Origin of the sequence: Thiomicrorhabdus sp. Kp2 (genome assembly GCF_000478585.1) — a bacterium.
Classification (GTDB): domain Bacteria; phylum Pseudomonadota; class Gammaproteobacteria; order Thiomicrospirales; family Thiomicrospiraceae; genus Thiomicrorhabdus.
Window position 1 is genome coordinate 509,516 of record NZ_ARWI01000001.1, and the last position, 22,412, is coordinate 531,927.

The 22,412-nt window shown below is 39.4% G+C and carries 20 protein-coding genes; 9 read left to right on the forward strand and 11 right to left on the reverse strand.

Translation table 11 applies throughout. From position 1 onward, the window contains the following. Nucleotides 1–18: 18 nt before the first annotated feature. From xdhA to A379_RS02450, 7 genes are read left to right on the forward strand one after another with little or no spacing between them, the layout of a single operon-like run. Nucleotides 19–1,572, forward strand: coding sequence for a xanthine dehydrogenase small subunit (xdhA, locus tag A379_RS02420; protein ID WP_040725477.1), 1,554 nt, complete (start codon nt 19–21; stop codon nt 1,570–1,572). Then, nucleotides 1,565–3,922, forward strand: a complete 2,358-nt coding sequence (gene xdhB, locus A379_RS02425) for a xanthine dehydrogenase molybdopterin binding subunit (protein ID WP_040725478.1) — start codon at nt 1,565–1,567, stop codon at nt 3,920–3,922. Before xdhA ends, xdhB begins: the two co-directional genes overlap by 8 nt. Beyond that, the gene (gene xdhC, locus A379_RS02430) at nt 3,915–4,922 is read left to right on the forward strand and encodes a xanthine dehydrogenase accessory protein XdhC (protein WP_040725479.1); all 1,008 of its coding nucleotides are present in this window, start codon (nt 3,915–3,917) and stop codon (nt 4,920–4,922) included. Before xdhB ends, xdhC begins: the two co-directional genes overlap by 8 nt. Further along, nucleotides 4,915–5,403, forward strand: coding sequence for a nucleoside deaminase (locus A379_RS02435; protein ID WP_040725480.1), 489 nt, complete (start codon nt 4,915–4,917; stop codon nt 5,401–5,403). The genes xdhC and A379_RS02435 overlap by 8 nt, the downstream gene beginning before the upstream one ends. A 22-nt stretch (nt 5,404–5,425) precedes the next feature. Then, the gene (locus A379_RS02440) at nt 5,426–6,976 is read left to right on the forward strand and encodes an ABC transporter ATP-binding protein (RefSeq protein WP_040725481.1); all 1,551 of its coding nucleotides are present in this window, start codon (nt 5,426–5,428) and stop codon (nt 6,974–6,976) included. Then, on the forward strand, nt 6,966–8,054 hold the full coding sequence (locus A379_RS02445; protein ID WP_081696312.1) for an ABC transporter permease: 1,089 nt from the start codon (nt 6,966–6,968) through the stop codon (nt 8,052–8,054). The genes A379_RS02440 and A379_RS02445 overlap by 11 nt, the downstream gene beginning before the upstream one ends. 2 nt (nt 8,055–8,056) lie before the next feature. Continuing rightward, nucleotides 8,057–8,977 (forward strand): ABC transporter permease, encoded by a 921-nt coding sequence (locus A379_RS02450; protein WP_040725483.1) that lies wholly within the window; start codon nt 8,057–8,059, stop codon nt 8,975–8,977. Between the two features lie 80 nt (nt 8,978–9,057). Here the strand turns inward: A379_RS02450 and A379_RS02455 are convergent, their stop codons facing one another. The 11 genes from A379_RS02455 to A379_RS02500 all read right to left on the reverse strand — a co-directional run bounded on the left by A379_RS02455 (nt 9,058) and on the right by A379_RS02500 (nt 20,794). Then, nucleotides 9,058–10,065 (reverse strand): adenosine deaminase, encoded by a 1,008-nt coding sequence (locus A379_RS02455; RefSeq protein ID WP_040725485.1) that lies wholly within the window; start codon nt 10,063–10,065, stop codon nt 9,058–9,060. Between the two features lie 591 nt (nt 10,066–10,656). Beyond that, nucleotides 10,657–11,742 carry a BMP family ABC transporter substrate-binding protein gene (locus tag A379_RS02460; RefSeq protein WP_040725486.1) on the reverse strand — a complete coding sequence of 362 codons (1,086 nt, stop codon included), beginning with the start codon at nt 11,740–11,742 and terminating at the stop codon, nt 10,657–10,659. Nucleotides 11,743–11,768: 26 nt separating this feature from the next. Continuing rightward, a complete protein-coding gene (locus tag A379_RS02465) occupies nt 11,769–12,542 on the reverse strand; it encodes a DUF5020 family protein (protein WP_051144936.1) in 774 nt (257 codons plus the stop codon). A 232-nt stretch (nt 12,543–12,774) separates the two neighbouring features. Then, nucleotides 12,775–14,139, reverse strand: coding sequence for an 8-oxoguanine deaminase (locus A379_RS02470; protein WP_040725488.1), 1,365 nt, complete (start codon nt 14,137–14,139; stop codon nt 12,775–12,777). A gap of 90 nt (nt 14,140–14,229) precedes the next feature. Beyond that, a complete protein-coding gene (locus tag A379_RS02475; protein ID WP_051144937.1) occupies nt 14,230–14,622 on the reverse strand; it encodes a hypothetical protein in 393 nt (130 codons plus the stop codon). Further along, nucleotides 14,592–14,765, reverse strand: a complete 174-nt coding sequence (locus A379_RS13010; RefSeq protein WP_157832334.1) for a hypothetical protein — start codon at nt 14,763–14,765, stop codon at nt 14,592–14,594. Before A379_RS13010 ends, A379_RS02475 begins: the two co-directional genes overlap by 31 nt. A gap of 10 nt (nt 14,766–14,775) precedes the next feature. After that, on the reverse strand, nt 14,776–16,014 hold the full coding sequence (locus A379_RS02480; RefSeq protein WP_040725490.1) for an allantoate amidohydrolase: 1,239 nt from the start codon (nt 16,012–16,014) through the stop codon (nt 14,776–14,778). 6 nt (nt 16,015–16,020) lie between these two features. Continuing rightward, the gene (locus A379_RS02485) at nt 16,021–17,259 is read right to left on the reverse strand and encodes an alanine--glyoxylate aminotransferase family protein (protein ID WP_040725491.1); all 1,239 of its coding nucleotides are present in this window, start codon (nt 17,257–17,259) and stop codon (nt 16,021–16,023) included. Between the two features lie 2 nt (nt 17,260–17,261). After that, a complete protein-coding gene (locus A379_RS02490) occupies nt 17,262–18,086 on the reverse strand; it encodes a sulfite exporter TauE/SafE family protein (RefSeq protein WP_232744804.1) in 825 nt (274 codons plus the stop codon). Then, nucleotides 18,083–19,660: a gamma-glutamyltransferase family protein gene (locus tag A379_RS02495; protein ID WP_040725492.1), complete on the reverse strand. Its 1,578-nt coding sequence runs from the start codon at nt 19,658–19,660 to the stop codon at nt 18,083–18,085. Before A379_RS02495 ends, A379_RS02490 begins: the two co-directional genes overlap by 4 nt. Next, a complete protein-coding gene (locus tag A379_RS02500) occupies nt 19,661–20,794 on the reverse strand; it encodes an amidase (protein WP_051145234.1) in 1,134 nt (377 codons plus the stop codon). A gap of 285 nt (nt 20,795–21,079) precedes the next feature. Between A379_RS02500 and A379_RS02505 the strand changes: the two genes are divergently transcribed. Continuing rightward, on the forward strand, nt 21,080–21,676 hold the full coding sequence (locus tag A379_RS02505) for a helix-turn-helix domain-containing protein (protein WP_040725494.1): 597 nt from the start codon (nt 21,080–21,082) through the stop codon (nt 21,674–21,676). Between the two features lie 221 nt (nt 21,677–21,897). Then, nucleotides 21,898–22,236 (forward strand): P-II family nitrogen regulator, encoded by a 339-nt coding sequence (locus A379_RS02510; protein ID WP_040725495.1) that lies wholly within the window; start codon nt 21,898–21,900, stop codon nt 22,234–22,236. Nucleotides 22,237–22,412: the final 176 nt, after the last annotated feature.

Genomic DNA, 22,412 nt, shown 5'->3' on the forward strand with positions numbered 1-22,412 from the left:
ATTTAAAGCGAGAACACTATGAACTCAAACGATATTCAATTCTTTTTAGGCAAACAACAGATCAAAGTCAGTAGTTGCTCCCCCACCTTAACGCTCTTAAATTATCTAAGAACAGAAATGGATTTGCCAGGAACAAAAGAAGGCTGTGCTGAAGGAGATTGCGGTGCTTGTACTGTGGTTTTAGTGGAGTTAAACGATGGTAAACTTACATACAAAGCAGTCAATGCATGTATTCTGTTTTTGCCCATGTTAGATGGAAAGCAGGTTCTTACCGTAGAACACCTAAAAAGTGACAATGGCTTGCTACACCCTGTTCAACAAGCCATGGTTGATAGCCATGCATCTCAATGCGGTTTTTGTACACCAGGCATTGCGATGTCGGGTTATGCTCTATATCAAAATACTCGCCATTCCAAAACTCCAGAAAGCGAACTTAATCAAAACTACCAGGCCTGTCAAAACACATCTGAACAAACAGACTGTTTAAATAAAACCTTTGCAGGAAATCTATGCAGATGCACGGGTTACGGTCCAATTATTGAATCGGCAAAAAGCTTTATTCAGCACGCCCTTGAAAACCAAACCACCATTGAACTGGAAAACGCGAATTTAATTAAACAATTAGAAAGCATTGCTCCAACAAAAGAAAAGTCATTTACGCACGCCGCCCAAACATTTATACAGCCCAGTAATATCACAGAGCTTAATCAGGCTTTGGATGCTAAGCCTTCTGCCCACTTATTAGCAGGCGCAACTGACTTAGGTTTGTGGGTTACGAAACAACGCAAAAATCTCGAAACGCTAATTTACCTCGGCCAAGTACCGGAGCTTAAACAGATTACTGAAACCGATAATTATATTGAACTAGGCGCATCAGTCACTTACTCAGAGGCTTTACCAATATTAAGCAAGTATTTTTCACAAATGGAAGGCTACCTTGAACGACACAGCTCTACCCAAATTCGCAACTCAGGCACGGTTGTTGGCAATATCGCAAATGGTTCACCCATTGGTGACATCCCACCACCGTTAATTGCATTAGGCTCAAGCATTAAACTTACTAGTGTTCATGGTTCTAGAGAACTATTATTAGAAGACTATTTTATTCGTTACGGAAAACAAGACCGCAAATCAAACGAATTCATTGAAAAAGTTCGTATTCCTATCAAACATAAAGGCTCTTTTAGTCTCTATAAAATCTCAAAACGTTTTGAACAAGACATTTCTTCTGTCAGCGCCGCTTTTTATCTTGAACTGACAGACAACATAATTTCGTCAATACGTCTTTGTTACGGTGGCATGGCGGCAACACCATTAAGAGCAAAACAGACAGAAACAGAACTACTTGGCAAGCCTTTAAATGAAGAAACAATTAACCAGGCCTGCTTAAAACTTAGTGAAGATTATCAACCCTTATCGGATTTTAGAGCCTCACAAGTTTATCGTATGACCGTAGCTAAAAATCTGTTACGTAAGTTTTTTATTGAACAAAGCGCCACCGTTAATAACTCAACAAACAGCAATAACATACCCATACAAATTTTACATACTGGAGAGCTTAAACATGCTTAATAAGTCATTATCTAACGCCCCGCAACGTATGCCAAAAAGTATTAAATCGGGTGTTAGTGCCAAGGTAAAACACGACAGTGCCGACAAACATGTAAGCGGTGAAGCTTTTTATATTGATGACTTGCCTGAACCGCGCGATTTATTACATGTTTACATTGCACAAAGTGAATATGCTCACGCTAAAGTACTCTCTATGGATGTTTCAAAAGTAGAAGCGTTTCCAGGTGTTTGTAAAGTTTTAACCGTAAAAGATGTAACAGGTAAAAACGATTTTGCCCCAGTTGTTGATGGCGACCCTATTTTTGCCGATGGCTTAGTTGAATACATTGGTCAATCACTATTTGCAGTTGCGGCAGATTCTATTGATATTGCTAGAGAAGCCGCTCAATTAGCGGTAATTGAATATCAACCTCTTCCTGCCATTACCACCGTTAAACAAGCACTAGAACAAAACTCTTTTGTTTTGGAATCTAAAACCTTTTTACGTGGTAATCCTGAAGAAAAACTCAATCAAACTGAGCACCGAATTCAGGGTGAAATTGAAATTGGCGGACAAGATCATTTCTACCTAGAATCTAATGTGGCTATGGCCATACCTGGTGAAGATAACGACATTAAAATTCACAGCTCCACTCAACACCCAACAGAAGTACAGCACTGTTGCGCTAGAGCCATTGGCTTACCAGACCACGCTATTCATGTTGAAATGCGCAGAATGGGTGGCGGTTTTGGTGGTAAAGAGTCGCAACCAGCCCTGTTTGCAAGCATAGCTGCCTTGGTTACACATCATACTAAACGCCCAGCAAAAGTGCGTTTAGACCGCGATGACGACATGATAATGACTGGCAAACGCCATGACTATGTCATTCAATACGATGTAGGCTTTAACCAAGAGGGAGTAATTGAAGCCATTGCATTTGAAGCCGCTTCACGCTGTGGAATGTCAGCAGACTTATCGGCATCCATTAATGATAGAACCATGTTTCATTTAGATAATGCTTACTATTTAGATAATGTATCCATTATTTCACACCGCTGTAAAACACATACTGTTTCAAATACCGCTTTTCGTGGTTTTGGTGGCCCTCAAGGTATGGTGGCTATGGAACGAGTAATAGATGAAATTGCCTGCCATCTACAACAAGATTCCTTAACAATTCGCAAACGCAATTATTATGGCATAGTTGATAGAAATATCACGCCCTATCATATGCCCATTACCGATAATATCATTCATGAAATCACCGCGGAATTGGAAGCCAGTTCTGACTACAATAATCGTCAAAAAAGTATTATTCAATTTAACGCAAGTAGCCCATACATTAAAAAAGGGATTGCTCTTTCTCCCGTTAAATTTGGTATCTCATTCACAGCTACCCACCTTAACCAAGCAGGCGCTTTGTTACACATTTACACTGATGGTTCAATCCACCTAAACCACGGTGGAACCGAGATGGGGCAAGGTTTGTTTACCAAGGTTGCACAAATTGTGGCCGAAGAGTTTCAGGTTGAAATTGAACAAATTAAAATCACCGCTACCGATACCGCCAAAGTACCTAATACTTCACCTACGGCAGCATCTAGCGGCTGTGATTTAAACGGTAAAGCCGCACAAAATGCCGCTATTATTTTGAAAAACCGTTTGATTGAGTTTGCCAGTGAAAAATATGCCATTGAACCTTCAAACATCTTTTTTACAGCCAATGGCGTTTTGGTTGGTGACGAGTGCATCGCCTTTAAAGATTTAGTAATGCAAGCCTATTTTGCGCGAATCTCACTCTCTACAACAGGCTATTATCAAACCCCCAAAATTCACTTTGACCAAACGATGGGTAAAGGTCATCCTTTCTTCTATTTTGCTTACGGAGCTGCCGTTTCTGAAGTAACTATTGATACCCTAACGGGAGAATATAAGGTTGACCGAGTGGATATTGTTCACGATTGCGGTGACAGCATTAACCCCGCTATTGATCTAGGCCAAATAGAAGGCGGGTTTATTCAAGGTATGGGCTGGCTTACAACTGAAGAACTTGTTTACGATGACTCTGGTCGCTTAAGAACTCACGCACCTTCAACCTATAAAATACCATCCTGCGGTGACCGCCCTAGAGAGATGAATATACATTTACGCTGCGATGCCAATAGAGAAGATACCGTTTATCGTTCTAAAGCGGTTGGCGAACCACCACTAATGCTTGGAATCAGTGTTTTTAATGCCTTAACTAATGCGGTAGCGAGTGTAGCAAATTACCAGGCCTGTCCAAAACTGGATGCTCCTGCAACACCTGAAAGAGTTCTGTTAGCGTGTGAAGCTTTACGCCAAAACAGCTTAGGAGAAACTCATGCTTAACTGGAACACTCTCATACAGTTTGCTAGCAAACAGACTGAATTTATTTTAGTTACCGTTGGTATGGTAAAAGGCTCATCACCAAGAGAAACTGGTGCCAAGATGCTCGTAACCGACCACCAAGTGCTTGGAACGATTGGCGGCGGTAACTTAGAGTTTTTTGCCATAGAACACGCTAAACAGTGTTTAGTAAGTTCTGCTAAAAATGAAGTAAGCCAACACACAACCTCTTTAACACCGAGCTATGACCAGTGTTGTGGCGGAGTGGTTCAATTGATTTTTGAGCGAATAGATCCACAAACTTCGACTTGGCTAAAAGAGCTAACTGAATATTACAATCAAAAACAAACTAACCAGGCCTGGTTAGTTACTGATACTCAAAAAAACATTCGTTTTTTTAAAACTTTTGAGCACTCACATCAGTGTGGCACTGAGCCTAAAGCACTCTGTGAAAAAGAGATTCTTCAAGAGCCGCTGCACAATCAGGCGATACCGATTGTTATATTTGGAACTGGACACGTTGGCAAAGCGATTATCAATCAGCTACACCATTTGAATGTAGAAATTACTTGTATTGATAGCCGTGAAGAACAGATGCCAACAATTGATGCTTGTAATGTGCAAAGTATTCACTCCAAAAATTGGAACAAATACGTTAAAGAAGCCCAAGATGATGTCTATTTTTTGGTGTTAACCCATAGCCACACCTTGGATTATGAAATCAGCGAAGCCATTTTAAAACGTAATAAACATCACTATTTTGGTCTAATCGGATCTAAAACCAAAAAGATTCGTTTTCAAAGGCAACTCAAGGCATCTGGCATCACTGAAAAGCAATTAAACCAAATGACCTGCCCAATTGGACTACCTAGTATTAAAGGCAAAACACCAGGCGTTATTGCTGCTTCAGTTGTTGCGCAAATTCTACAAATACAAAGTCAAAGCCTATCTACAAATGATTCAATTGAACAACCAAAACACAGGAGGATACATCATGTGTGATTGCCAACATAACGGAAAAAATGATTTTATGCGCCACGCAATCCAATTATCTAAAAAGAAAATGGAAGCGGGCTTTGGAGGGCCTTTTGGTGCTGTAATTACAAAAGATGGAAAAATTATTGCCGAAGGTTTCAACCAAGTAACATCAAGCAATGATCCAACAGCACATGCCGAAGTCACGGCCATTCGTGAAGCCTGTAAAGCTTTAGATACCTTTGACTTAGCAGGCTGTGAAATCTATACCAGCTGCGAGCCTTGCCCTATGTGCTTAAGCGCTATCTATTGGGCAAGACTCGATACCATCTACTACGCCAATTCACGCGAAGATGCCGCTGAGATTGGGTTTGATGATGAGATGCTTTACAACGAAATTCCCAAACCTATTTTAGAAAGAAGTATTCCTACTCACCGAATGTTAGAAGAGGAAGCAATTGCCCCTTTTAGCGATTGGAAGAGTAAAACCGATAAAGTTCACTATTAACATCTCGGCTAAGGTGCACACCATGACAGATACGATTCCACCTAGATTAAAACTCACTGAAATTACCAAAGCATTTCCAGGCTGCTTGGCAAATGACAGTGTTGACTTAACCATAACCCCTGGAGAAATACACGCTCTACTTGGCGAAAACGGTGCTGGAAAAAGCACCTTAGTTAAGATGATTTATGGACTTATGAAACCCGACTCTGGCCAGATGATCTGGGAAGGGAAAGAGGTAGAAATAGACAGCCCCAAGTCTGCACGAGCATTAGGTGTGGGTATGGTGTTTCAGCATTTTTCACTGTTTGATGCCCTAACCGTTTTAGAAAACATTGCCGTTGGTATTGATGGTGAATTTAATCTAAAAAAATTAGAACAACGTATTGTTCAAGTCTCTGAAGACTACGGACTGCATATCAACCCTCAAATGTATATTCATGATTTATCCGTTGGTGAACGTCAGCGTGTAGAAATTATTCGCTGCCTTCTACAAGATCCAAAACTTTTAATTATGGATGAACCTACTTCAGTACTAACCCCTCAAGAGGTTGATAAATTATTTATCACCTTACGTCGCCTCTCCTCAGAAGGGGTATCCATTCTATACATTAGTCACAAACTTGATGAGATTAAAGCCATATGCCACCGTGCCACCATATTACGTGGTGGTCGCTATATTCAAGAGGTTGATCCAAGCCAAGAAACGGCAAAAAGCATGGCTCAACTTATGGTGGGCGAGAAAATTACCCCTCCTAAACGAGAGGTTAAGGCAGAGTATGGTAAAGAGGTTATTCGTGTTCAAAATCTATCCGTTGAGTCAGACCAACCTTTTGGTAATGATTTAAAAGATGTGAATTTTTTGATTCGTGAAGGTGAAATACTCGGAATTGCTGGTATAGCGGGCAATGGACAAACCGAACTACTCTCAGCATTAAGTGGTGAAGCGGATACTGAAACAGAAAGCATTATTATTCATGGAAGGCCAAGCGGAAACTTACCTTCTAATCAACGCCGAATGATTGGTATGGCTTACGTACCTGAAGAGCGTTTAGGACACGGTGCTGTGCCAAATGATGCACTACACGAAAATGCTTTTTTAAGTGGTTATCAAGCAAAAAACCTACAAAAAAATGGCTTTATTAACTTCAAAAAACGTGATGAATATGCCCAGATGATTTGTGATAAATACAAAGTAAAACAATCAGGCATACATTCATCCGCCAAAAGTCTTTCTGGTGGAAACCTGCAAAAATTTATTGTTGGTCGAGAAATTGAACAAGGCCCAAGCCTACTAATTGCTGCCCAACCCACATGGGGGGTTGATGCTGGAGCGGCTGCAGCCATTCATCAATCAATTATTGATTTAGCCGAAAAAAACAGCGCCGTATTAGTTCTTTCACAAGATTTAGATGAACTATTTGAAGTCTGTGATTCCATTTGCGTTATTTACGAAGGAACCCTTTCTGAAGCTTACCCTCTTTCACAAATAAGTAGAGAACAAATAGGACTTTTAATGGGTGGTATTACCACTCCTAATCCAAAATTAAATGGAGATAATGAAGATGTTGCTTAGATTAGAAGCTCGAAGTATACCTTCGAAAAAAATGACCTATTTGTCTCCTTTAATTGCGGTTCTATTAACCGTTATTTCAGGAATGATTATTTTCTCTTCAATGGGCAAGTCACCTATTGAAGGTACTTATGTATTCTTTATTGAACCGATAACCAGCGTATACGGTTTAGGGGAACTTGCGGTAAAAGCAACGCCTCTTATCTTAATTGCGCTTGGTCTAGCAATTGGCTTCAGAGCAAATATATGGAATATTGGTGCCGAAGGTCAATTAGTCATGGGCGCGATTGTTGGTGGTGGTCTTGCTCTATGGTTTCATGACTCACAAAGCGCTTGGCTATTACCAATGATGATTATATTTGGTGCTTTAGGTGGAATGTTTTGGGCGGCTATTCCCGCTTTTTTAAAAAACCGTTTCAATACTAATGAAATTTTGACCAGCTTAATGCTTACTTATGTCGCCATTCTTTTTCTTAATTTCATGGTTAACGGGCCTTACCGCGATCCATCTGGTTATAACTTCCCTGAATCTCGTCTGTTTCAAGATTCAGCACTTCTGCCCATTTTAGTTGAGGGAACCCGTTTAAATTTGGGTAGTTTACTGACCATTGCACTACTTATTGGTTTATGGATTATGCTTGCGCGAACCATTATTGGTTTTCAAGTTAAAGTAGTTGGGCAATCTCCCGATGCGGCAAGATATGCTGGCTTTAATCATAAAAAAATTGTTTGGTTTGCTTTTTTAATAGGCGGTGCAATGGCAGGCATGGCTGGACTAATGGAGGTCTCAGGGCCAATAGGTCAGCTATTACCCTCTATTTCACCTGGTTATGGATTTACTGCCATTATTGTTGCCTTTTTAGGCCGACTTCACCCAGTGGGAATCTTACTTGCAGGACTCATTATGGCCATCTCATATCTTGGTGGTGAAAATGCTCAGATTGCCCTGGGATTACCTGTCGCTTTAACAGGCCTGTTTCAAGGTCTGCTACTATTTTTCTTGCTGGCTGCAGATGTTTTAATTATGTACAAAATACGTTTTTCATTTGGCTCTAAAGCCATTATTAAAGAGGGAGAATAGAAATGGATGCTCAAATTATTTCATTAATAATCGTCACCATTATTGGTGCTGCTACACCTCTTCTGCTTTCTGCTTTGGGCGAATTAATCTCAGAAAAGTCTGGCGTATTAAACTTAGGTTTAGAAGGTATGATGATTGTCGGTGCGGTGGTCGCTTTTGCAACCGTTACCTCAACAGGAAGTGCAACCTTGGCAATTATTTCGGCTATATTGGCTGGAATGGCAATGGCTCTAATCTTTGGTGTTCTCACTCTATCATTACAATCCAACCAAGTGGCAACAGGCTTAGCCTTAACTATTTTTGGTTTGGGATTAAGCTCTTTATTGGGTCGTGATTTAGTGGGTGTGGCTTATGAAGGTTTACCTAAACTCAATATTGAGATTCTGCGTGAAATTCCATTTTTAGGTAATGTTTTATTCAGTCACGATATTCTGATCTATTTCTCACTGATTATGGTTTATGTCACCTACTGGTTCTTAAATAAAAGCCGTTATGGTCTTGTGTTAAGAGCCGTGGGCGAATCCCATGATGCCGCTCACTCTATTGGTTACCCTGTTATTAAAATTCGCTATATGGCGGTACTTTATGGCGGTGCAATGAGTGGTTTGGCTGGTGCTTATTTATCACTATCGTACTCTCCAATGTGGGCAGATAATATGACAGCAGGTCGTGGTTGGATTGCACTCGCATTGGTTGTCTTTGCAATGTGGATGCCTTCAAGAATATTGATGGGAGCTTATATGTTTGGTGGTATTACTATTTTACAGTTACATGGTCAGGGGTTAGGTATCTCAGTTCCTTCTGAGTTCTTATCAATGTTGCCTTACTTAGCAACAATTATTGTATTAGTGATTATCTCTAAACAAGCACAACACAGCTTTGCTCCTGCTAGTTTAGGCAAACCGTTCCATCCTACTCATTGATTTAAATATTACTAACCAATAAATCATATTTAAAATAAAAAAGGGGCTTAAAGCCCCTTTTTATATCTTATAAAGCTTACTTAGATTGATTGAGATTCATAATCTAATAATTGGTTTAAATACCTCTGTTTTTGTTCAGCATTTAAAAAACTTGCTTCAAAGGCGTTTCTAGACACTTGAATTAAATCCTCTTTTTGCAAACCTAAACTGTCATGAATTGCTTGATAGTTTTCATTAAGATACCCCCCAAAATAAGCTGGATCATCTGAATTAATCGTTACTTTTAATCCCATTTCATACATCTGTTTTAAAGGATGTAAAGTGAGATCCTCTACCACTTTTAAACGTTTATTAGACAGAGGGCATAACGTTAAAGCAATTTGTTTATTCTTTAGCTCATTGAGTAAAGATTGATCTTGTAAGGCATTATTACCGTGATCGATTCTTTGCACACATAGTTTATGCAAAGCCCCAGACACATAGCTAGAATCCCCCTCTTCTCCTGCATGAGCCACTAGAAAAAAACCATTTAATTGTGCCCTTTTGTAAACCTGTTCAAACTTTTCAGGAGGGTTTCCTTTTTCAGAAGAATCTAAACCAATACCGATAATTTTATTTTGATTAACAATCGCCAAGTCTAAAACCACTTGAGCTGAGTTTTCATCTAAATGTCGTAAAATAGATATAATGATTTTAGCTTCAACACCCAATGACTCTTTTGCTTTAACTATTGCACTATGAATGCCGTTTAAAACAACATCAAATTCAATGTCTCTTTCCATATGTGCTTGAGGATCAAAAAAGAGTTCAACATATATAATATTTTGTTCAGCGCATTTTTCCAAATAAGCCCACGTTAAATCAAAAAAGTCTTGCTCTGTTTTTAATACAACCATGCCTTGATAATACAGATCTAAAAAAGCTTGCAGATGATCAAAGTCATAAGCGGCTTTTATTTCATCAATACTTTTATAACTTAAGGTAATACCGTTTCGTTTGGCGAGCTCAAACATCATTTCTGGCTCTAATGTACCCTCTATATGCAAATGCAGTTCTGCTTTAGGCATCTTATGAATAAAGTCTTTCATTTTTGTATCCTTTTAATATAAAAAAAGGGTAGTAAAAACTACCCTTTTTGAACTTTATTAAATCTTTAAAATTTTAACTGGTGGTAGTAATCGGCTCGTTTTTTACAACTACTGCTTGTTCTTTAGCTTCAGGTAAAATAAAGCTTATAATAATGGCTGTTAAGCCCCCTAAAGCAACTGCAGAACCTAAAATATTTTTAAAACACCACCAATAATTAATGTTGGCGCAATAATGCCTTCAAAGCTGGATAAGACATGCTGAACAGCGGCATAGGCAATTATTTAACCTGTGGGCGACCATCTAGTTCATAGGTTAAATCTTGTGATTCTTTTACATTACTCATAACTTCTTCCTTAGATTAAATGTAAATATCATTGATTATTCAATAATCAACTTTACAAATATTTAACCTATTAGATGTTTATGCAATAGGTAAAAGCCGACTATTATTTGAATTATCTTTCAGTGCTAAATTTAACGATTTGAAGATAAAAATGGGTGGACAATGCCCACCCGAGTGAAGTTGAACAACTTCTTTGGAGAGTAAATTAATTAGCTTGAGGTTTTAATAAATAAAACCTCATTTGTGACTATTTTGGCAATTTGCCATCAACCCCTTCAACATACCAATTCATGCCTAGTAAATCTCCGTCTGGAAGAGCTTTGCCTTCTTCAACGATTAATTCACCTTGCTGATTTTTAATTGGCCCTTGGAATGGATGTAAAGCGCCAGACTTAATGTCTTCTATCGTTTTTTCAGCCATCGCTACAACATCTTTAGGTACAAAGTCTGCAAATGGTCCAATACCAACCATTCCATCTTTTATACCGCCCCAGGTATTTTCAGCTTTCCATGTGCCATCCATAGTTTCTTTTACTTTATCTATGTAATAACCACTCCAGTCATCAATAATGGCGCTAATCTGTGCTTTAGGCGCAAAAGCAGCCATATCAGAAGCTTGACCTACTGCATAAACACCACGTTGCTCAGCAACCTGTAACGGTGCAGGAGAATCGGTATGTTGCATAATCACATCAACACCCTGATCAATTAAGGCTTTTGCTGCATCACCTTCTTTACCTGGGTCATACCAACTATTCACCCATACCACTTTTACCGTTGCATCTGGGTTTACAGATTTTAAGCCCTGTACCGTGGCGTTAATACCGCGCACTACTTCAGGAATAGGGAACGAAGCGATATAACCAATGACGTTAGATTTTGTCATTTTTCCAGCTACCTGCCCCATTACATAACGACCTTCATAAAAACGAGCACTATAAATACCCGTATTTTTAGACATCTTGTAACCTGTTGCATGTTCAAAATTTACTTTTGGAAACTGCTTAGCAACTTTTAAAGTTGGGTTCATATAACCAAATGAGGTGGTAAAAATAATGTCATGACCGGTTGAGGCTAGTTTACGAATAACACGCTCTGCATCAGCCCCTTCTGGCACCATTTCTACATAAGTGGTTTTAACCTTATCACCCAATGCTTTTTCTACGGCTAAACGCCCCTGATTATGCTGATAACTCCAACCATGATCACCCACAGGCCCTACATACACAAAACCTGCTTTAACATCTTCTGCTATAGCTGAGTAAGAATTCATACCGATAGTTGCAGCAAATAAACCTAAAACTAAAGGTTTTAAAAAAGTTCTTCTTTTCATTTGTCTTCCTCTGTCTTTAAGTTAAATTAGAAAGTCCATTTAGCAGAAATCTGTGGAACACCTTCATCTACACCGTCAACACCATATTTATTATTCCAGTATTGGTACTCAATACCTGTATAGAACTGCTTAGGAGCACCCCATAGAGCACCTGTATCTAACCAAAGACGTGGAGCAGCAATCGTATTAGCAACCTTACCAACCTCTTTCTCTTCCCATGCATAATCTAAGAAACCTTCAAACACCCAGTTTGTAGAACCTAAAGCAAAAGGAGCCATCCAAACTAAGGTTACCTGAGGAGCTGATGATAGTTCACCTGGTGCAAATTTTGATTCACCAAAACGGTTATAAAGGCTAACGCTAGCAACTGGAACACCGGGAATATCTAAATCAAAAGTTAGACCCGCTAGTTTTGCGTTGGTAATACCACCAAATTCCCAAGTTCCTGCTAAGCTAACATCTTTAACAAAACCAAAAGACATGTCTGAGCCAGATAATTTACTTAGAGATAAACTAGGCGAATACTCACCATAAAAACTTGACTCAGGATTGTTTTGCTCACTCACATCAATGAAGAAAAAGTTTTTACCATAATTCCAACCACTTACGTGTTCTAGAGTCAAAATACTTTGGTCATACTCTTCATTACCAGGAACTGTTTTATAACCTGAACCGTTATGCATTACTAAACTAGTAGAGCTCCAATTTGCTGCTTGAGAAGCTGAAGCCGTTAACATAGCTCCCGCTAATGCTAATCCTGTTACTAATGATTTCTTTTTGAAGATTGTTGCAATAGACATTTGATGATTTCCTTCTGGTTCTTATATGAGACTTTAACTAATGTAAACAAGATTGTATACAATATATTTATTAAAATGTATGCAAGTATGGTGCCAAGAATTATCATTCTCTTATATTTACTTAGTAATGCCTATAAAATCTAGCTTTTATATTGTTTGACGCAAAATCCAACTACATTCATTAAAGGTTAAAAATCTAATTTGCATTATTTTAGTGCATGTTTTCTCCAAATTACTGCAATTGCTCTGCACTTTTTTTGTGTTTAGACATCATATCTACCAGATCTACTCCCATTAATTTTCCATCAACCACTCGCCATTGACCATGAATCATTAATCTATCAACCGCTTGTGCTCCGCACATAATTAGAGCCGCAAGTGGATCGCCCGCACCTGAAAAACGTAACCCATCTAATTTAAACAGCGCAATATCAGCTTGTTTACCAACCGTAATTTCGCCAATATCATCTCGCCCTAAACAGGCGGCAGAACCTTTTGTTGCCCAGCGTAAAACATCTAGATGAGTCACTTCATCAGCTTGATAACGCAATCTTTGAATTAACAGAGCTTGCCTAACTTCTGAAATCATATTAGAACCATCATTTGAAGCAGAACCATCCACACCAATTCCTACTGAACAACCTGCTTGTTCAAGCTCAATCCCACGACAAATTCCTGAAGCAAGTACCATATTGGAAGAAGGACAATGACTGATTCCCACTCGATTAGCACCTAAACGCTTAACCTCTTCATCATTAAAATGTATACCGTGTGCCAGCCATACTTTGTCATTTAGCCAACCCACTTTCTCTAAATAATCTAAAGGTCTTAAACCAAACATTTTGATACAAAAATTATTTTCATCTTCAGTTTCTGCTAAATGGGTGTGCATCATTACGTCGTATTTTTGAGCCAATTGAGCCGTTTGTTTCATTAAATCTTCTGTTACTGAAAACGGAGAGCAAGGCGCAAGTGCAATACGTTCCATCGCACCTGGTAGTTTGTTATGGTAGGTTTTAATTAATCGTTCACTATCATCCAAAATTACTTTTTCTGTCTGCACGGTGTTTTGTGGTGGTAAACCTCCTTGTTCTTCACCCAGGCTCATGGAACCGCGCGTTAAATGTACTCTCATACCCAGTTTTCTGGCGGCTTCTATTTGAATATCAATGGCATTTTCTAACCCATCGGTAAATAAATAGTGATGATCTGAAGCGGTAGTGCAACCAGAAAGCATGAGTTCTGACATGGCTAAAGTAGAGGCAATTTGCATATGGTCACTTTTAAGACCAGACCAAACAGGATAAAGTGTTTTAAGCCAAGGAAACAGCCGCTTATTCAGTGCTGGTGGGTAAGCTCTAGTGAGTGTTTGATAGAAGTGATGATGAACATTTACCAGGCCTGGTAACATTACTGATTCAGAAGCATCATAAACTTGGCTGTAATTGCTATTAGGCACTTGCCCTTTTGCAACAAGTTCTATGATTTTATCGTTTTCAACAACAATACCACCCTCGGTATTCTGTTCGTTAGCTGTAAAAATAGCGAGGGGATTTTTAATCCAAATGGCATTACTAGTTAATGGAGAACTGGACATATCACACCTTTAAATTGGGTACATAATTGCAAGTTATTGTACACAATTTAAAGCGTTAACTAAAGTCCATCAAAACTTTATTACCAAGTGCTATTCCATGTTTTTAAATGCCAAGTTAAAGTCCGCATTAAATTCAGAAATAGAATCAGGAGTGAGCAAAATACCGTCTTCATCTGCATATATAAACATTCCAGGCTCTATATTTAAACCATGAAATGCGAGAGATAAACCCTCTTCAGCTTCGGCTTGCATAAGCCCTTTCATAGGACAACTGCCTAATGCCCAAACCGCTAAAGGCAAGGTTTTAATAATTGCCGTATCACGAATATAACCGTTAATGACCATACCACGCCAACCATTTTCTACCGCAATAACCGCCATTTTATCGCCCATAACTGCGCCATAATCAGCAGCCGCATCAACAAATAAAACACGGCCTTTACCAGGCTGTCTTAGAATTTCCCAAAACTTAGCATTTCCCAAAACTTAGCATTTTCACGAAATATCTTTAATGTATAAATAGGAGCAGCAACACTGGCTGAACCACCGTAAGATTTAAAAACAGGATTAGCAACTTGTAAAACATCTCGGTACTGGTCGCAAATATCTGGGGTACCTAAATTCATAATGCACTCTCTATTTATTAATGCTTTGTTTAGCTGCATAACATTGAGCTAACTTTTCTAACGCAATAAAGGTTGTGTTAACAGCTATTTCAGCGTCTTGTTCACTAACATACTCATCAGGGTGATGACTTATTCCGCCTTTACAGCGTACAAATAACATAGCAATATCGGTAATTTCTGCAAAACTCATTGCGTCATGACCTGCTCCACTCACAAGTGAACGAACATGAATTTTTTGTTGAGCGATAGACTCTTCAAATAAGATTCTAAAATCAGGATGACAATGACGCGCTGGCGCCCAGTGATAATCTTTCCAATAAATTTCTACATCTCTTTGCATACTAATGCCCTCAGAAGTATGAAATATTAGATTCATAACCTTCTCTTTTAAGGCATCGTTATCGCTGCGAATATCGACCGTAAACTCTACCAGGCCTGGTATAACATTGACCGCTCCAGGATAGGTTTTTAGATGCCCTACTGTGGCAACTAGATTATGTTGTTGGGCATTTTTTTCTATCATAAGAATGACTTCAGCGGCCGCCGCAAGTGCATCATGCCTTAAGTTCATTGGCACGGTACCAGCATGACCCGCCTCACCTTCAATAGTCACCTTAAAACGTCTTGCTCCAGCAATTGCAGTAACAATCCCTACAGGTAAATCTTCTGATTCAAGAACGGGGCCTTGTTCCATGTGGATTTCCCAATAACCCAATAGATTATCACCCACACGAGATGCTTTACGGTAATCACGACCTGTGAACCCATTAGAGTCTAGTGCTTTCTCTAAAGTTTCACCCACTGCATTGGTTAACTCTAAGGTGTCATCGGTCCAATGGCCAACAATAGCTTTACTACCCAGCATTGAAGCATCAAAACTCACCCCTTCTTCGTCTCCAATACCAACAATTTCTAAATTAAAAGGTAAATTAAGACCTTCTTTTTGAACCTTTGTAACAATCTCTATACCAATCATGACACCCAAAACGCCATCAAACTTTCCAGCATTTGGAATGGTATCGAGATGCGAGCCAATAATCAGTGTTGGTGCATTTTCATCGCCACATGAAAGTTTTCCCCAAAGATTACCAACCGCATCAATTCGTGTGATCATGCCAGAATCTTGCATCCAGCTTGCAACTAAATCCAACCCCTTTCTATAAGAGGGCGACAAATAGAGTCTAGAAATACCTACGGGACTATCAGAAACTTTTGCTAGCTCCTCACAACGTTTAATAACGCTATACATTCTTTATCACCCTTGCGCCTCACTTTGATAGTGGTGCATCGCTCTATCAACCGCTTCACCCATAGGTAGTTTATGCCCCATTCTTCGTAAGACATTTTCAAGCGCTGAAAGAGTGGTTAATACAGCATCTTTTTTGGCGTTATAGCCCATAGTACCAATTCGCCATACCTTACCTTTAAGCGGGCCAAACGAGGTTCCTATCTCAATCCCAAAATCTAATAACATACTATGTCTAACTGCTTCGCCATCAACCGAATCAGGAATGACAACCCCTACAATATTGTTCATTTTATGGTTTTGGTCACCATAAATTTCTAGATTCATACCCTCAAGCCCAGAGCGCATTGCATCACCGTTTAACTTATGACGAGCAATACATTTATCTTGACCTTCTAGCAAAACAATACGCGCGCATTCTCTCGCACAATACAACATACTTGATGCTTCCGTATGATGGTTAAGCCGCTCAACGCCCCAGTAATCCAAAATCATTGGAAGATCAAAATAGTTTGAACGGATAATTTGACCTACACTGTCTTTATGATGCGCATCGCGAATTCCTGCTTCCACATGACGACGTTTATTGACTTCTGCCACATATCGATCACTCAAAGTAATTGGAGCACTTCCCGATGGACCACCTAAACATTTTTGTAAACCAACAGAAACGGCATCTAACCCCCAAGCATCAACTTCAAAAGGATTCCCTGAAATAGAAGCCGTTGCATCTGAATAAAACAACACATCATAACGTTTGCAAATTTCACCAATGTCTTCCAAAGGTTGCAACATTGTCGTAGAGGTGTCACCTTGTACCAAAGCTAATACTTTGGGTTGAACTTGTTTAATGGCCTCTTCAATTTGTTCAGGTTTAAAGACCTCTCCCCACGGAGCTTCAATAACATGCACATCCGCACCACAACGTATAGCTATCTCTTTTAATAGATGACCAAAACGACCAAAAACAGGTACTAATACTTTATCCCCAGGAGTTATTACTGAAACCAAAACCGCCTCAATGCCAGCACGAGAAGTACCGTCAATTAATAAGGTCGCTTCATTTTGCGTTTTGAAAATCTGACGGTATAGAACCTGTGTTTCATTCATGTACTCAGTCATTGATGGGTCATATTGACCAACCAACTGAGCCGACATAGCTCTTAAGACCCTTGGGTCAGCATTAATTGGTCCAGGCCCCATTAATAAGCGTGCTGGCGGATTAATTTGATCAAACGTAACTGCCATTTTTATACTCCTAAACCTTGTGTAAACATACGAATACTTGTAACTAATAAAACTGCTGCAAAAACTTTTTTGAGCGTTGCGGGGTTTAGCCTTTGAGCAAGACTCACCCCTACTGGTGCAAATAAAACCGTTAAGGGAATAATCGCCAATAAACTGGGGAGACTAATTGCCCCATAGGTACCTACTGGGCTACCTTCTGGTGAACCCCCTAATATAAGCATCATTAATGCACCTGGCAGGGCAATAATCAAACCAAAAGCCGCCGCTGTGCCGACCGCACGATGGGTAACAAAACTAAACTTACTCAACACGGGTACACCCAGTGTGCCACCACCTATTCCAATCATGACTGATAAAAAACCAATCACACTGGCTACGGATTTTTGTATCCATTTAACGGGTAAATCGATTGTATTGGGTTTTGTTTCTAGCAACATACGAACAGACACAAAACCAGCAATAATGGCAAACAGAAGAATAAATATTGAACTTTTGTAAACAGATATAAGTAGTCCACCAAGAACCACACCTACTAACAACCAAGGCCACCAATTTTTAATCAAATCCCAGTCAACATTACCTTTGGCGTGATGTGAGCGAATAGAGCTGATTGAAGTTGGAACAATAGTCGCCAGCGAAGTCCCCGTTGCTAAACTCATGGCACCAACGCTATCCATACCTAGAGTCTGAAAAACAAAATAAAGGACAGGAACAATAACAATTCCTCCTCCAACACCAAGCAGGCCTGCCAATAATCCACCTAATACACCCGTTGCCATTAATGAAAGCATTAAAGGCAAAAAATCCATAAAACTCATATCCATCATTCAACGCCCTCAACCAAAGCACTACCGTCACTTCTTGGATCGGTACCCGCTTTAACCAGGCCTGATTTCTCAATAATAATGGCTCCTGCGTGTCCCATCATTTCAGCGAGGTCTTCAACAGCTTCTATATCATGTCCCATTGCGGATAATTGATTTCCAATTCTGTCTGCAAGAGCCTGCTCTAATTTCAAATTATTTTGTGAATCACCCCAAGTACGCCCAAGCAACCATCTAGGTTCTGAAATAGCCTGACTTGGTGAAAGTTTTAAATCTGTCATTCGGCTAAATATAGCGGCTTGAGTCTGAGGCTGCCCTTCGCCCCCCATGGTTCCATAAACCATTCGGCTACCATCTTTAAATAAACACATTGCAGGGTTCAAAGTGGTAAAGGGTTTAACTCTGGGCGCAAGCTCATTAACATGCCCCTCTTGCAAACTAAAACCAACACCGCGGTTATTCCATACAAGTCCATATTCTGGAATAACCACCCCAGAACCAAACTCCCAATACAAACTTTGAATGTAGCTGACCATTACACCCTTCTCATCAACAGCCCCCATCCAAATAGTATCACCAGGTTTTGCTTGATACGGCCATGCCATCGCTCTTTTAGAATCTATTTTGCTAGCAAGTCCATTTAGAAACGTTTCATCAAGTAAATCGTTTAAATCACAAACTAATCGCTGTGAATCTGTGACAAATTTATCTCGTAAAATAAAAGCCTGCTTAGTGCATTCAACTAGATGGTGAACTCGCTCTAACTCACTCCAATCATCTTGGTATACTCGGTCATATAAAGCCAAAATAATTAATGAAGCTACGCCTTGAGTTGGCGCGCATAAATTAAATAAGCTTCCCTTAGAAATATCACTTTGCAGTGGTTCTACTATTTGTGCTTTAAAGGCATTTAAATCACTTTCTGCAAGTAGGCTTCCCGCTTCTTGTAGACGTTTAGCTATTGTTTTAGCAATTTTGCCTTGGTAGAAGTCTTCTAAACCATTTTCAATAAGCGCTTCAAATAAGTTTACCAGGCCTGGTTGTTTTAAAATTTCACCTTCAACTAACGGTTTTTCATCATTTAAAAAAGTTGATGCAAATCCTGGAACATCAATAAGTTCTGTTAATTTTGACCGCGTTGTTCTGGATAAGGTTTCAGTAATTTCTACACCATTTTTAGCATGACTTAAAGCATCTTTAAGCAACCAAGATAAATCTGTTTTAGAACCCAAATGCTCTTCTGACCACTTTAAAGCTAAGCTCCAACCTGAAACAGCACCTGCAATAGTTATTGCGGCTTTACCTCCACGAGTTGGAAGTGTTTTAAAGCTTGAATAAGCTCTAGGAGTTGCTGCTATAGCAGAAAATCCAGCTGCATCAATCGCAACAGGTTTTTCTCCTGGTTTATGAATTAACCAAAAACCATCACCACCTAAACCTGTCATATGAGGATAAGCCACTGAAATTGTAGTGGCTGCTGCAACCATCGCTTCAACCGCATTACCACCCTGCTGCAAGATTTTCATACCAGCCTGAGTAGCTAAGTGATGAGATGCCGTAAACGCAACTTGTGCCATCTATTTTGTTCCTATTATTTGTTTGGCTAAATGAATCAATGCCAAATCTGAATGTTTTGCACCAATTAAAGAGAGCCCCCAAGGAGCCGATTCCTTTTCCAGGACGGGTAAATGCAGCTGCGGTCTTCCTGACAGACCCGCCAAGGCGGTTAGCCCCATTAGCTGAATACGATACTCATCCATGAACTCGCTTGACGACTCTATCAATGGTGCCGCACCAGGCGTAGTAGGTAAAAGCAAAACCGTTGAATCATCTATCAATACCTTATTTAAGGTTTCAATCACCTCTGCTTGAATGATTTTCGCATCCAAAACATTTTGGTCAGTGATGGTTTTACACCACTCAAATCGAGCTTGAATATCAGGTGAAAAAGTCGGAGAAATTGATTCAATCCATGCGCCATGAGTTTGCCATATTTCAGCTCCCTGCAAAGTTCGAAAGGCCTGACTAGCTTTTTTATAAAACGATTCGTCAAATTTAATTTCTTTAACTGTTTTAAAGTGATGACTTCTCTCTGTAAGCCAAGCATCAATATCTGTATGCCAAATTACATGATGATTAATAACAGGCTTTAGAATAACGAGTTGTTCTAATGTCTTTTTTACCTTCTGAAGCGGCAAAAGTACTTCAGCCGTCAACCTAAGCGTATCAATATCCCTGGTTAACCAACCTACTGTGTCAAAAGAGGGTGCTAATGGAACCATGTTATCCATAGCCACTTCACCATGAGTTGGTCTCAAACCAAACAGACCGTTATAACTTGCTGGAACTCTTATTGAACCACCAGTATCCGTTCCTAAACCGATATCCGCACAACCTGATGCAACGGCAACTGCCGAACCGCTAGTAGAACCACCTGGTAATCTATCTTGGGCTTTATGATTAATAGGTGTGCCAAAATGAATATTAGAGCCATTTAAACTGTAAGCTAACTCATCGGTTAATGACTTACCTATAACAGTGGCGCCATTCTCTAGCAATGTTTCAACTGCCGATGCAGTGTTTTGAGGTATCTCGTGTGTTAACAACCAATCTGGATTACCAGCATAAGTGGGTATTCCCTTAATATGAAATAGATCCTTAACAGCTATTTTCATATTTGATAATGCACCGTAATGAACCCCTCGCTTCATATTCAGCTTCAGAATTAGCCCTGTATTTATATCTAAACTATTCAACACCACCACGCCTCACCTTATTTTGTATACATAATTGTACACAATTTAGTTTTAAAATCAATTTCCCAATTTGAGTTAATTTCACTTTTGCTCGATATCTAATATAAAACAGTGATATGACCCCAAATACAAAGCTCAAAAATACCGTATTCCTACTTATCTTTATTTTGAGGTTCTAGATAGCAACATTAACGTTATAATGACTTCTATGATTTAATTTAATTACTCTGACAGACACGTATGACGACAAAACAGCCACAAAGCCTAGACCTACACATCGGTAAAATCATTCACAATGCTCGAAAAAACCAGAGCCTAACCATTGCGGATATCGCTCAGCAGTCTGGCATAAGTAGAGGGATGTTAAGTAAAATTGAAAATGGTCAGGTTTCTCCAAGCTTGGATTCTCTTCAAAAAATATCCCGTGCTTTGGGGTTGCCTATTTCTGCATTTTTTAAAGAGTTTGATAATGAAGAGAGCCAAGCACAGCTGGTTCGCTCAAATGAAAAGCTTGAGGTCGTGCGGAGGGGCACTAAGGTTGGCCATACTTACCATTTATTAGCCTACAATAATGGCCCTAGAAAAACATTTGAGCCCTTTCTCATTTCTTTAGATAACAAAAGTGAAGTTTTTCCCTCCTTTAGTCATGAAGGAACCGTCTTTATGTATTTACTTGAAGGTGAGATGATTTATCGTCACGGGAAAAAAACCTATCACATGAAACCTGGTGACTCTTTGACTTACGATGCAACCATCTCTCACGGTCCTGAAGAGTTGATAGAAGTTCCTATCCGTTTTCTAAACATCACAATGTATAACCAGCCTGCACCAGAATAGCACCCCCTACCCTCCTATATAGTGCAACTTTTATTCTTGCCAGGAATAAAAAACAATCAATCTTACCTAACCTATTGAATTAAAATTAATTTTTATTCATGGCACTAAACTTCCTAAAGTTCTCGTGGTATTTGTTCCATACCACCTTGAATCAGGCTATTTAAACCAGATAGCTTGGTTCATTCTCATTATGTTTGTCTTTTTAACTTAGGGGTCGCTATATGAAATTAATCAAAGCGGTCATAAATCCTTACAAGCTTGACAGTGTGCGCGAAGCTCTTTCTGAATTTGGAGCGTTTGGACTCACTGTTACAGAAGCAAAAGGTTATGGTCGTCAAAAAGGTCAGCAAGAAATATATCGAGGAGCGGAGTATCAAATCTCTTTTGTCCCAAAGGTATTACTAGAAATTGCTGTATCAGATGACGTTTTATCAGATGTTATTGATGTCATTGTGAACAATGCTAAAACTGGAAAAATTGGTGATGGAAAAATCTTTGTTTTGCCATTAGAAGAGGCCGTACGAATCCGTACCGATGAAACTGGTGAAATTGCATTATGAGACTTTTGCAAGAGATGTCCGCACAAATAAAAATGTTTAATATTCGCCTGACTTTCGTTAAAAACCTTTCTAATAGCCAGCTATTAGCCAAACATTATTACTCAATCGAAAAGCTTGACACCCTAAAAGGTCGTTCAAAAATCAGACAAATTTTTTCTCATTTTTCACCTGCGCAC